Source organism: Deltaproteobacteria bacterium (assembly GCA_016208165.1).
Classification (GTDB): domain Bacteria; phylum Desulfobacterota; class Desulfarculia; order JACQYL01; family JACQYL01; genus JACQYL01.
This window is the reverse complement of sequence record JACQYL010000046.1, coordinates 20,171-33,895: the sequence shown is the minus strand read 5'-3', so window position 1 is coordinate 33,895 and position 13,725 is coordinate 20,171. Positions and strand designations below refer to the sequence as shown.

The following is a 13,725-nucleotide window of genomic DNA, read 5'->3' as shown; positions in this document are numbered from 1 at the left end:
GTAAGAACCCGGATTCGATGATGTCCTCATCGATGGCTCGGCCGGGTCGGACTTGACCTGATCAGCGTCGCATTCAGCACGGACCGCGCAAGCGATGTGTTTCATGTGTTCAATATCTTTGGAACAAACAGCTTGATTGTGTGGACGATCAGACTGCTCTTGTTAATCCTGGATTTCTTCTTTTTGTTTTTCAATTTCACCTTATCTATTCGCCATTACAATCATGTCGGCTTTGCGATTAAGGAACGGGTTGGAATGATCTTGGAATCACTGATAGACACCTATGGTTACCTGGCCATCCTGGTGGGAACCTTTCTCGAGGGTGAGACCATTCTCGTGATCGGCGGATTTGCCGCACACCGGGGATATCTGCACCTTCCCCTCGTCGTCTTGGCCGCCTTTACCGGAACCCTTATGGGGGACCAGTTCTTCTTTTTTCTGGGACGTTGGCGCAGCAAGAAGATACTGGCAAAATGGCCTTCCTTGAAGTGTCGCGTGGAAAAAGCCGAGAAACTTGTCAGCCGATATAGGTACCCCTTCATTCTTGTGTTCCGCTTTCTGTACGGAGTTCGCACTGCCGCCCCTTTTGTAATGGGCATGAGCAATGTTCCTGCTCCTCTCTTTGTCTTGTTAAACGCCATCGGAGCGTCCATGTGGGCCATCGCCGTGGGCGTCGCCGGTTACCTGTTTGGAGATGCACTGGAGTTGTTGCTCGGAGATGTGAGACACTATGAGGTAAGAGTTTTTGGAGCTATTGCCGCTCTGGGAGCCGTGATCTGGGCAGTGCATTTCATTTCGGGCCGAAGAAAACGCCGTAGGGTTGAAATAAGGACCGGCCGGAAGCAAGGGGCGCTTGATGACACTCCGTTGGAAGAGCCTTGCCTCCGCGGTAATGGGCAAGGTCAAAGGGAATGAACAAAACGGCGGAATCTAAGATAGGTTCGCGCTGAAAGGACCTACCTTCCGATGAATAGAAAGGTTCTTCGTATAGTGGGACCGATGTTCGGCCTTCTGCTCTTCACGTCGGCTCTAGTGGTCCTCTATCATCAGCTCAGAACATACCACCTTCACGATATTCTGAGCCATTTGTACGGCCTGCCCGTTCGAGGCGTTCTTTTTTCATTTTTGCTGACGGCTCTCAGCTACTTTATTATGACAGGGTATGACACCCTGGCGTTGCGCTATATCCGCCACCCGCTCTCGTACCGAAAAACAGCTCTGGCCTCCTTCATCGGATACGCTTTCAGCAACAACATCGGGTTCTCAATGATTGCCGGGGCCTCGGTGCGTTACCGTTTATACTCCACATGGGGTCTGACGGCTTTCGAAATTACTCAGGTTGTCGGCTTTTGCACCTTGACGTTGTGGCTCGGGTTCCTGGCTGTTGAAGGTTTGGCCTTTCTGTTCGAGCCTCTGGCGCTTCCCACGGCTCTTCATTTCCCATTTAAGTCCGTTCATATTCTCGGGATGCTGTTTCTTGTTATCGTGGTTTCGGTCTTATTGTGGAGCCTCTTGGTGAAGAGGCCTTTCAAGGTGAAAGGTTGGCAATTCTCTTTACCTTCTCCCGGTCTTCTACTATCCCAGATCATGGTGGCTTCCTTGGACTGGCTTCTGGCGGGCGCTGTACTCTACACCCTCCTTCCGTCGGTTCCGGGGCTTTCCTACAAGGAGTTTATCGGGCTCTATCTATTGGCTCAATTGATTGGACTCATAAGCCAGGTCCCCGGAGGCATCGGCGTCTTCGAGACGGCTCTCGTCATGCTCATCTCGTCGCATCTTCCCGCATCCCAGTCCGTCGGATCCCTTCTGGCGTACAGGGGCATTTACTATGTCCTCCCATTCCTATCGGCGATTGTATTATTGGGAGTTCAAGAAGCGTTTCGGGAAAAAGACTCCCTGCAAAGGGTCGCCCATCTTTTTAGTCGATGGGGATCCGTCATCGTGCCCCAGGGTCTGGCTCTCAGCACCTTTGTGGGGGGGGCGATTTTGCTTTTCTCCGGAGCGACGCCAGCCGTTGGCAGTCGGCTTGCGTGGCTCAAGCACGTCATCCCCTTGCCGGTGCTGGAGATTAGCCACTTCCTGGGAAGCCTTGTCGGCGGCGGGCTGCTTCTTCTGGCCAGGGGCCTTCAGCGCCGGATCGATGCCGCCTATGTGCTGACGGTCTTCCTTCTGGCCGGAGGAATCACATTCTCCTTGCTCAAAGGATGGGATTATGAGGAAGCGATCATTCTGACCGTTATGATGGGCGCTCTTCTTCCCTGTCGCCGGCATTTCTATCGGTCCGCGTCGCTTTTCAGAGTGAGCTTCAGCCCGGGGTGGATCGCCGGTATCGCAGCCGTACTCTTGTGTTCCTTGTGGTTGGGTCTTTTCTCATACAAGCATGTCGAGTTCAGAAGCGATCTCTGGTGGTATTTTGCCTTTGCCGGAAATGCGTCACGGTTTGCCCGAGCCGGCGTAGGGGTCGTAGCGCTCCTATCCTTCTATATTGCGGCCAAGATGCTCAGCCCGGCCCCCCCAAGATTTTCCGGTACAAGGAAAGAGGAATTGGCAAGGGCGAGCGTCATCGTTCAACGTTCTACCAGGACGTATGCCAATCTCGCTCTTCTCGGGGACAAGTCGTTCCTCTTCAGCCAGAGCGGCGATGCCTTTATCATGTATGGTGTCGAAGCACGGAGTTGGGTCAGTATGGGAGATCCTGTGGGTCGGGATGAAGAGGGAGCGGAACTGGCTTGGCAGTTCTGCAAAATGGCGGATCGCTTCGCCGGATGGCCCATTTTTTACGAAGTCAGCGCAGAAAAGCTCTATGTGTATCTGGATCTTGGACTCACCCTCCTCAAACTGGGAGAAGAGGCTCGAGTTTCATTGGAGAAGTTCGCTTTGGAAGGCAGGGACCGCAAGGATCTGCGATATACCACTCACAAGTTGGAAAAAGAAGGCTGCGTTTTTCAGGTTGTCTCCAAAGACGAAGTGTCCGCTCTGTTGCCGGATTTGGGGCGCGTTTCCGAAGCCTGGTTGGGAGAGAAAAAAACCGGAGAGAAGGGATTTTCGCTCGGTTTTTTCAACGAAGAGTACCTGAAACAACTCCCCGCCGCCATCATTCGCAAGGACGGGAAGGTCCTGGCTTTCGCTAACATATGGCCCGGGGCGGAGAAACACGAGTTATCCATCGATCTTATGCGGTACATGCCGGATGCCCCCCACGGGGTGATGGAGTATCTCTTTATTCAACTCATGCTGTGGGGTAAGATCGAGGGATATCAATGGTTCAATCTAGGCATGGCGCCCTTGTCGGGTCTGGGAGAACACGCGCTGGCGCCCCTCTGGAACCGTGTGGGTGCATACATCTTCCGACACGGGGAACACTTCTATAATTTTCAGGGACTCAGGCAGTACAAGGAGAAGTTCGATCCTGTTTGGACGCCTAAATACCTGGCCTGTCCGGGAGGAATTGTGGTTCCTAGATTACTGGTCAACATTGCGACCCTCGTTTCGGGGGGCTTAAAAGGAGTAATCGCAAGATGAAGATCGTTCCGCTTTTTCTCTTATCTTTTATAGTTCTTGCGGGCAGCGCGGCGGCCGTAGGGGAAGAGTCACTTAATTTCGGGCCGTTCGGGAGAGTCAGTGTTGTTCGACAATCCCCTCATCCATCCCAGGTGGTCCTTTTTGTGTCCGGCGATGGGGGGTGGAATCTCGGAGTCGTTGATATGGCCCGCGAGCTTTCCCGTTTGGGCGCATTGGTGGCGGGGATCGATATTGTCCACTACCTGAATGAAATGGAAAAGGAGCACGGAACCTGTGCGTACCCTGCCGCCGACTTCGAGGCCTTGAGTCAGTTCGTCCAAAAAACCCTCGATTTCCCGCACTACACGCCCCCGATACTGGTAGGCTACTCCTCCGGCGCCACTTTGGTTTATGCTGTTCTGCTCCAGGCTCCTCCCAACACGTTTCAGGGAGCGATCAGCATGGGCTTCTGCCCGGACCTTCCAATTCAGAGACCGCTTTGCAGGGGCGCCGGCCTGGAATGGATCCGTTTGCCCAAAGGCAAAGGGTATAGCTTTCTTCCAGCGAAGAACCTTAACGCTCCATGGGTGGCGTTTCAAGGAACCATCGACCAGGTTTGCGAAGCTGAAAAGACCTCAGCCTATATCAACAAAGTGAGAGGAGGAGAAATCGTTCTGTTGCCGAAGGTCGGTCACGGTTTCTCAGTGCCTAAGAATTGGATGCCACAGTTCAAAGAGACCTTTGTACGCATGACCAAAAACTCGAGGCCCGCTGAAGCCGGCGTGTCCGATAGTCTGAAGGATCTCCCACTAGTGGAAGTCGCAGCCCGGCCGGAAGGATCTCAGACTTTCGGCGTCATGATTTCAGGCGACGGGGGGTGGGCCGGTATCGACCGGGATGTTGCCAATGATCTCTCATCTCGCGGGGTTCCAGTGGTAGGCCTGAACGCTCTTCAGTATTTCTGGAAACGCAAAACGCCGGAGGAAGCTGCAAAGGACCTGGAACGGACGATCAGACATTATTTGGCACAGTGGAACAAGAAAGAGGTCATCCTATTGGGCTATTCCTTGGGAGCGAACGTCCTGCCTTTCATGACGAATAGACTTCCAGAGGATATTCTGAAGAAGGTGCGTCTAATCGGTCTTCTAGGACCGAGCGAACGAGTGGCGTTTGAATTCCACATCCTGGAGTGGATCCGTTCGCGAGCCGATGCGAACGAAAGTCCGGTGCTTCCGGAGTTGGAGAAGTTGCGCGGCATGAAGATTTTGTGCTTTTACGGGAAGGGTGAAAGCGATTCTCTTTGCAGCAAAGCGGATGAGGACCTCGTAAAACGTGTGGTTTTGCCGGGAGGCCATCATTTTGGAGGGCGATACGACGCCATCGCCAAAACCATCATCCAAGAAGTACGGGATTCATCACCCGGATTTTCCCAAAATGAATGAGCATGCTCTTTACCACGGGAGACAAAAATGACCATTTCCCATTACTATCTCTTACCTCCCCTGCCTGAAGGGCTGGAAGGATTGGCCGAGGTTGCACTGGACCTTCGTTGGTCCTGGAGCCATTCGACGGACCCGCTATGGGAACGCATCGACCCCGAGCTTTGGGATCTTACCCGGAACCCTTGGCTTATTCTTCAATCGGTTTCTTCCGCTCGACTCCACGCCCTGGCGCAGGATCCGGATTTCCGCCTGGAGCTGGAGAAACACATCGAGAAACACCGAGCGGGGTTGGGGCAGCAGAGCTGGTATGCCAGGACCCACGAGGCTTCAAGATTGACCGTGGCATACTTCAGCATGGAGTTTGGCTTGAGCGAAGCCCTGCCCATTTATTCCGGAGGGCTCGGGATTCTGGCGGGCGACCACCTGAAAGCGTCAAGCGATCTCGGAGTGCCTGTTGTGGCAGTAGGACTCCTTTATCAGCAGGGCTACTTTCGACAGGTCATAACTTCCGATGGAGCCCAGACCGAGTTCAATCCCTACAATGACCCGGGTATGCTTCCGATTCTGCCCGCGCGCGATTCGAAAGGAGAATGGCTGCGAATGGCGTTGCGCTTTCCTGGCCGGCAGGTGCGATTTCGAGTGTGGCAAGCCAAAGTGGGACGTACGATCCTCTATCTTCTCGACAGCAATGACCCGGCCAACAGTCCGGCGGACCAGTGCATAACGTCCGAATTATATGGCGGCGGGCCGGAAGTGCGGCTCCAGCAGGAGATGGTCCTCGGTATAGGCGGGTGGCGGCTTCTGCGAAGTTTGGGCATCGAAGCGGAAGTATGCCATCTCAATGAGGGTCATGCTGCGCTCACCGTGTTGGAAAGAGCCCGCTCGTTCATGGAGGACTCGAATCAACCCTTCGATGTGGCGCTGGCAGCCACGAGGGTCGGCAATATATTCACTTCCCATACCCCGGTGGATGCCGGCTTTGATCGCTTTTCTCCGAGCATGATGGGCAATTACCTGGGAGTCTATGCGGACCAACTCGGCATCGACCTGGACCGCCTCCTCGCCCTCGGTCGGATGGACCCGAAAAATGGAGAGGAACCGTTCAACATGGCGTATCTGGCCATTCGGGGATCGGGTAGGGTGAACGGAGTAAGTCGACTGCACGGAAAAGTAAGCCGCCGTATTTTTCAGACGCTCTTTCCTAGTTGGCCGCGACCGGAAGTCCCGGTGACCCACATAACAAACGGTGTGCACACGCCTTCATGGGATTCGGCGGCAGCGGATGACTTGTGGGAGCAGGCTTGCGGCAAAGGGCGCTGGATGGGAACCATGGCCGGCCTTGAAGCCGACCTGAAGGCGGTGCCGGATGAAACCCTCTGGTCCTTCCGCAGTGAAGGATGCCGGCGCCTCATTCAGTATGTGCGCAAACGACTGGCCCGCCAGCTCGAGGCGATGGGCGCTTCCGGAAAAGAGAAGGATGAGGCCATGGAACGTCTCGATCCCAACGCGTTCACCATGGGCTTTGCCCGGCGTTTCGCACCTTACAAGAGACCGAATCTGCTGCTGCGCGACCCGAATCGTCTGGCGCGCATGCTTCAAAACACCGAGCAACCCGTGCAACTCATCGTTGCCGGTAAGGCGCATCCGAGAGACGCGATGGGTAAGGCCTTGATCAAGGAGTGGTCCTTCTTCATCCGTCGGCCGGACGTGGTTTCGCGCGTCGTCTTTCTTGCGGATTACGACATGTCTCTCGCGGAGCGTCTTGTGCAGGGTGTCGATCTCTGGATCAATACGCCGCGTCGACCTTGGGAGGCCTGCGGCACAAGCGGCATGAAGGTTCTGGTCAACGGCGGCCTCAACCTCTCGGAACTGGATGGCTGGTGGGCGGAGGCCTACGCGCCGGAAACGGGCTGGGCCATTGGAGACGGCCGGGAACATGACGATGATTCTTCATGGGACGCCCGGGAGGCGGATCAACTCTACCGACTCTTGGAGGAGGAAGTGATCCCCGCCTTTTATAAGCGGGGCTCCGACGGTATACCGAAAGAGTGGGTGGCGCGGATGCGAGTGAGCATGGCCGAGCTCACGCCTCGTTTCAGCGCCAACCGGATGGTGCGCGAATACGTGGAAAGATTGTATCTGCCGGCGGCTTCGGCCTACCGTGACCGCGTCGCCGACGGCGCCCGCAAGGCGGTGCTGCTCGGAAATTGGCGCGATTCGCTGGAAACCCACTGGCAACAGCTTCGCTTTGGTAATCTCGAGGTTCACGAACAAGAGGGGCAATACACCTTCAAGGTGCCGGTCTACCTTGGAGAGCTGGATCCCGGAGCTGTTCAAGTTCAGATCTACGCGGATTCCCATGACGAAGAGGAACCCATGGTCCACACCATGAAACCCGGAGAAGAGATTACCGGTTCTGCAGGAGGGTACATGTACACCGGCGAGATTCCGTCACGCCGGCCGGCCGGCGACTATACGCCACGAATCATCCCGGCTTTTGAAGGTGCTCTTGTTCCGATTGAAACAAATCGGATTTGTTGGTACCGATGAATGGTTCGATCTTCCCCATTCGATGTTTCGTAAATATAAGTTCGCGTCGCCGGTTTGAATCATCATTTTGAGTTCGCTGCCTGCCTCTTGATTGTCTAAGGAGTTCTTTCAGTCGGAGCTTCGTTTGGATGTATCCAGGATGTTCCGGACAATTCGTGAAAGCGTAGTAAAATCGATGGGTTTTAAGATGAACGCGTCCACCCCCAGTGATTTCGCGCCCTTTTCGTCTATTACGTCGCTGTAGCCGGTGCACAAGGCGAAAGGTATGTCTTTTCTGATCCTGCGAGTTTCTACGGCCAATTTTGCCCCTGTCATGCCCGGCATGGTCTGATCTGAAATGATCAGATCAAAACGTTGCGGGCTGCCCCGAAACAGGTTCAGGGCCTCCAGGCTGCTGGTGGTTGCCTGGACCTCGTAGCCGACCTCTTCCAGATAAAGCTTCATAAGATGCGCCAACGAAGGCTCATCGTCGACGACCAACAGGCGTCCGGCGCCATGGACGATCTCGTCGCTATCGCAATCCTGCTCGACGGCCTTTTCTTCGAATCGAGGAAAATAGACGCTGAAGCAGGAGCCCATTCCGACTCTGCTTTCCACTTTCAGGGCCCCTCCGTGGTTGGCCACGATTCCTTTTACGACCGACAGCCCAAGCCCGGTACCTTCGCCCAGTCCTTTCGTGGAATAGTAAGGTTCGAAAATACGGTCGAGGGTTTCCGGGTCCATCCCGCACCCGGTGTCCTTAATGGACAGTTTGAGAAAGGGACCCGGGCGCAGTCCTTTGACTTCATCCGCTTCCTTCGGGTCGATTTGTTCGGATCTGACCGATACCGATATCATGCCTCCACGCTCCCGCATGGCATGGTAAGCGTTGGTGCAGATGTTCATCACCACCTGGTGGATCTGAACGGGATCGCCCAATATGGAGCCCGTCTGCTCTTCAATATCCTCTTCTATCCTAATAGTGCTGGGAAGCGCGGATCTCAGTAGTTTAAGCACCTCGCTTACAACCTCGGCAAGCACCATGGGCCTGCGCTCTTCATGGGCGGCCCGGCTGAACAGCAGAATCCGCTTAACCAGCTCCTTGGCGCGGTTGGCGGCCTTGATGACTTCCTCCAAATTCTCCCGGGCCTCGCCGTGACCGGGTGTCTGGTCCAGGGTCAGCTCGGCATAGCCCAATATCGCGCCCAGGATGTTGTTGAAGTCGTGAGCGATGCCTCCGGCCAGGGTGCCGATCGCTTCCATCTTTTCCGATTGGCGAAGTCGCGATTCCAACCGCCCTCGTTCTTCTTCCGCCCTTTTCTGACCCGTGATATCGTGCATGAAGCCGACCAACTTCTCGGGCCCCTCCGGTCCGGACACCACCGAGACCACATTCCGTATCCATAGCTGACGGGCATCCTTGGACATCATGCGATATTCAACGGTGTGATCCCTCCCCGACCTGGTCTCCGCCAGGCAGAAGTTTACGGCTCGGCGGCGGTCGTCCTCGTGAAGGGTTCGGATCCAATCATCCAATCCCTTCCAGTACTCCGGAGGATAACCAAAGAGAGTCTCCGCTTGGGGGCCCATGTAGCTGAATCTTTTCGTAGCCAGATCCAGTTCCCAAGGCGCCGTATTAGTCGACTCAAGCAAACGACGATATTTTCGTTCGTTGTCGCGTACTTCCTCCATCGCGTTCAACTCCCTGATCCTGCCCATTCCGATGCCGGCGAGCAGCTCGGCGAGTTTGGCCAGAAAGGAAAGCGCGTGTCGGAATTTCTCTTCCGAAAGTACCGGAATTTCTCTGTAGGCGTCGAGGTACTGCTCTACATCGAAGCCATATTTTCCGGCCTGCTCTTTGAAGAATCGCTCCTTGTCTTCGTCCGGCGGTTTCATGAACAGCTGACCGGCAAACACGTTGGCTACATGTTGCCCCTCGATGATTACCGGCGAGGAAGCATCGACGAGACCGCGGGGACACTCGTAAATGACGAAGGGTTCCCCGTCGGCGATACCTTTCCTTATCCTGATGTCGCTTTCAATGCACTCTCGTTCGATTTCCGGATGTTGGCGATGAAATTCGGTGCAGATTCTCTGCCAGCCCGAACCGGTGAGAACCTCGCCTTCTATAGTGATGATGGAAGAAGGGATCGCAGTGGCGCGATAGAGCTCATCGGTCAACTCCTGGAGTTTTGGCACGTCCACCAGATCTCTGAATCTATATTTCATGCTGCGGATTTCGAAAAATGAGTTAACGAGACATGCTTCCCAACCGATACGTATAGCGTGAGGCGTTTGAGCCGCTTCGACCAGCCCATCAGGGTCATCCTTCTGAGTCCGCTATAGAGGTGGCGCGTGGCGTCGAGTGGATCGGCCATTCCGGAGAGGCGTTCCGAAGCCGGCCGGCGATAGGCGCAGTTGAAGACCCTTTGTCCGGTTGATTGGTCGAGTACAGGGAACATACTATGCCTCATTTAAGGCTACAAGCCCTTTTCAAATTGATTTTGTCGGAAACCGTCTCTTTGCAGGGTATCGGCGCCTTTTCCGTTGCTTCTTGCGAGATTCGCTTTTGATGGACACATGTGAAGGTTATGCAAAATTGGTTTAAAGGTTTATTTCAAACGACTTGGGAAAAGACGAGCGGCCTCGCAGAGGGACGCGAGCAGATACTCAATGCTGTGTACCTGACGGGGGCTATCCTGGGTCCGGTCGCGCTCCTGGTATCGTTAACTTTTGTCTATCAGGAGGATCGGTGGCGGCTGGGCGTGGTGGATTCCCTGGCCGTACTCTGGTTCATCGTGGGTGTGGCGTGCCGGCGCAGACTCGCCTTCCGCCTTCGGGCCCAGATTGCCGTCGGACTGCTGTATCTGGTCGGCGCAATCGTTCTATGGACCGTGGGGCCGGCCTCGGGTTGGCTGGTGTGGTTCTTCACATTTGCCGTCCTGACGGGGGTGTTTTTCGGGCTTAGGGCCGGGACTCTCGCCCTGGTTCTCAATGTCGTCACCTTGTTGGGAGCTTGGTGGTTGTTCAGCCAGGGCCAATTCTCCTGGATCGCCCGCTACGCCGTCACCGACCAGCAATGGCTGGTGCTGTCGATCAGTTTCCTGATGCTCAACTTCCTGACGGCTACTTCACTCGCGGTGGTCTTCCGTAACCTGGCTGGAGCCCTCGAAAAGGAATCCGTGGCCCTGCGCGGGCTGGAGGAGGCCAATCGCCGGCTGCTCGAGGAGAGGCAGGAACGTCTGGCGGCCGAGAATGCGTTGCGCCGCAGCGAAGAACGGTATCGCCTGATATCGGAAAATACGGCTGACGTCATATGGCTTTATGATCTTACCTTGGAGAAGTTCAGTTATATAAGTCCATCCATTCAGCGGCTGCGAGGCTACTCTCCTGAAGAAGTCATGAACAAACCCGTGAAACATGTGTTAACGAAAGAGTCTTTTCGTCTGCTGTCCAAAAACCTGATGCCAAGAATAGCCACGCTCTCGGAGGGCGACGGGTCGGCCCGCATATATACGATCCAGGTCGATCAGCCCCGTAAAGACGGATCTATCGTGCCGACGGAGATCGTAACGACTCTGCTCACCGACCCCCATGGAAAAGCAACTCAGGTTTTGGGGGTAACCCGGGACATCACTGAGCGTAAGCGTGCGGAAGAAGAGATCAAACGCCGCGAGGAGGAACTGCGCCTTATAACGGACAACCTGCCGGCATACATCGCTTATGTGGGAATGGACGATCTCCGCTACCACTTTGTCAACAGACAGTTCGAGGAGGGGTTCAAGGTTCCGCGTGAGCGGATTGTCGGAATGCACATCAAGGACCTGATCGGGGAGACCAACTATCAGTTTGCTCTGCCCCACATCGAGAAAGTGAGGGCGGGCGAACCCGCCTCGTACGAAAACGCGTTTCGTCTCGCGGAAGGAAGGCGATGGGCCAAGGTCAATTACGTTCCCGACTTCGGCGAGGGAGGCAAGGTCCGGGGAATCGTGGTGCTCACCTTCGACATTACGGAACGCAAGCTGGCTGCGGAAGCACTCGAGACGAGCGAGGCGCGGCTCAAGAGGGCTCAGAGCGTAGCCCATGTGGGCAACTTTGAGGTGGACCTTTCCAACAACGTCGTCTGGGGATCCGAGGAGGCTTTCAGGGTTTATGGCCTCGAACCCACGTCTTCGTTGGAACTTCCCTTGGCAGAGGCGCAGAAGGCCGTTACGGCTGAAGACCGACCCCGTCTGGACCGAGCCCTGAAAGAATTCAAAGACGGGGGAAAAACCTATGACCAGGAATTCAGGATCCGGCGCTTATCCGACGGAGAAATCCGTTTCATACACTCCAAAGCCGAACTGATTTCCGACGATGCCGGGAACCCTGTGAGGATCGAGGGGACCGTTCAGGATATTACCGAACTCAGGCGGGCGGACGAAGAATTGAGGAATAGGGAGGCCACCCTTCGCACCATCTACCAGGCTTCTCCCATTGGAATCGGAATGGTGAGCGTTCCCGACCGGGTCCTGGGATGGACCAACGAGAAAATGAGCGAGATGACGGGTTATTCGGCAGAGGAGTTAATGGGTATGCCGTCCAGGCGCCTCTATACCGGCCGGGAGGAGTATGACCGGGTGGGGTGCATAATGCAAACCTCAGTACGCGCCACAGGTCTTGGCTCCGTGGAATCGCAGTTTCTGCGCAAGGATGGGACGGTGTTGGACGTCCTGCTGAGTTCCGCCCCTCTGGACCCCTCGGACTTGTCGGCCGGTATGGTCTTTACCGCCCTGGATATCACTCAAAGCAAGAAGGTCGCCGAGGAAAGATCCAACCTGGAAACCCAACTTCGCCAGGCGCAAAAGATGGAAGCCATCGGCACCCTCGCCGGGGGCATTGCCCATGACTTCAACAACATCCTGGCCGCCGTTATGGGGTATGGAGAGCTGGCCCTGGAATTGGCCGGTCAGGCGAAAAGCAACAGCGAAGAAATCAAGCAGATCATCAAGGCCTCGGAACGGGCGAAAAATTTGGTGCGCCAGATACTCACGTTCAGCCGGAAAGGCGAAGCCCAGTTCAAACCATTGAGTCTCAACGAGAAGGTGGTCGAGACGGTCAGGATGCTCGATCGGACCATTCCAAAGAACATCGGTATTGAGACGTCCTTGACGGAGAACCTGAAAAAGGTCAATGCGGACGCCGGCCAGATAGAACAGGTGCTGGTCAACCTGGCGAGCAACGCAAGGGACGCCATGCCCGATGGGGGCAGGCTGGTCATAAGAACCGGCAACGCCGACCTGGACCGGGATTATTGCCGACAGCATGTGGAAGTGCGTTCCGGGTCCTACGTGCTCCTGCAGGTTCAGGACACCGGAATAGGAATGGACTCAAAAACGCTCGATCAGATCTTCAATCCGTTTTTCACCACCAAGGAGGTGGGCAAGGGTACCGGGCTGGGGCTGGCTACGGTTCACGGAATAGTGAAGACCCACGGCGGTCACATTTCCTGTTACAGCGAACCATCGAGGGGGACGCTGTTCAGAATATACCTGCCGGCTTACGAAACAGAAGTTCCTGCGGATACGCCGGCGGATGAGACGGCCGCGGAGCCGGCCGGAGGCAGCGAGCGGATTCTGATCGTGGATGATGAGCCGGCGTTGAGAGACCTGGGCGTCGAGATGCTGCAGAGGATGGGCTATGACGTCATCACTGCCCGGAACGGCGAGGAAGCGCTGGATATTTTTAGCAGAAAGAAGGGTACGCTGGACCTGGTGATATTGGATTTGGGCATGCCGGGCATGGGAGGCTTCAAATGCCTGAAGAAGATCCGGGCCATCGACCCCAAGGCCCGGGTGATCGTTGCCAGCGGTTACTCGGCCGACCGTCAGATTAAAGATGTGCTTGCGGCCGGTGCGGCGGGCTTCATATCCAAACCTTTTCTTAATAAGGATCTTCTGGGGAAGGTTAGAGAGGTCCTGGAAAAGAAGCAATACCCATCCGACATGGCTACATAGAATAGTGGTCCCAGCCGGATCTTCCCTCAATATCTCTAATCTTATGTAGTCCTCTGATGAACTTGTTGGAACGAAAGCCCACGAGGCCGTTCATACCGACGTGTCGATCGTCGATTGAGGCGGTTGCGCCGTCCACCACCGCTTCGTCTCGAGACTCCCCGTTGGTTCACGCCATCCCGCGGGGGTAACTGTTTTCAGGAAATGGTTGGGAAGGCTTTGGGAAATCTCCTTTGCAGAAGAATTCCCAAGCGCATTCC

The 13,725-nt window shown here is 55.4% G+C and carries 6 protein-coding genes; 5 read left to right on the top strand and 1 reads right to left on the bottom strand.

Annotated elements, in window-relative coordinates:
- The first annotated feature begins 96 nt into the window (after nucleotides 1–96).
- From HY788_09670 to glgP, 4 genes are read left to right on the top strand one after another with little or no spacing between them, the layout of a single operon-like run.
- Nucleotides 97–915: a DedA family protein gene (locus HY788_09670; GenBank protein MBI4774430.1), complete on the top strand. Its 819-nt coding sequence runs from the start codon at nucleotides 97–99 to the stop codon at nucleotides 913–915.
- Nucleotides 916–966: 51 nt separating this feature from the next.
- On the top strand, nucleotides 967–3,522 hold the full coding sequence (gene mprF, locus HY788_09665) for a bifunctional lysylphosphatidylglycerol flippase/synthetase MprF (protein MBI4774429.1): 2,556 nt from the start codon (nucleotides 967–969) through the stop codon (nucleotides 3,520–3,522).
- Nucleotides 3,519–4,943, top strand: a complete 1,425-nt coding sequence (locus HY788_09660; GenBank protein ID MBI4774428.1) for a virulence factor family protein — start codon at nucleotides 3,519–3,521, stop codon at nucleotides 4,941–4,943. Before mprF ends, HY788_09660 begins: the two co-directional genes overlap by 4 nt.
- 27 nt (nucleotides 4,944–4,970) lie before the next feature.
- Entirely contained in the window at nucleotides 4,971–7,493 is a 2,523-nt protein-coding gene (glgP, locus tag HY788_09655) for an alpha-glucan family phosphorylase (GenBank protein ID MBI4774427.1), read from the top strand.
- A gap of 108 nt (nucleotides 7,494–7,601) precedes the next feature.
- On the opposite strand, the gene HY788_09650 is transcribed toward glgP, so the two are convergent.
- Nucleotides 7,602–9,701: a PocR ligand-binding domain-containing protein gene (locus HY788_09650; GenBank protein MBI4774426.1), complete on the bottom strand. Its 2,100-nt coding sequence runs from the start codon at nucleotides 9,699–9,701 to the stop codon at nucleotides 7,602–7,604.
- Nucleotides 9,702–10,063: 362 nt separating this feature from the next.
- Here HY788_09650 and HY788_09645 point away from each other — a divergent pair, with 362 nt between their 5' ends.
- Nucleotides 10,064–13,468, top strand: a complete 3,405-nt coding sequence (locus HY788_09645; GenBank protein MBI4774425.1) for a PAS domain S-box protein — start codon at nucleotides 10,064–10,066, stop codon at nucleotides 13,466–13,468.
- Nucleotides 13,469–13,725: the final 257 nt, after the last annotated feature.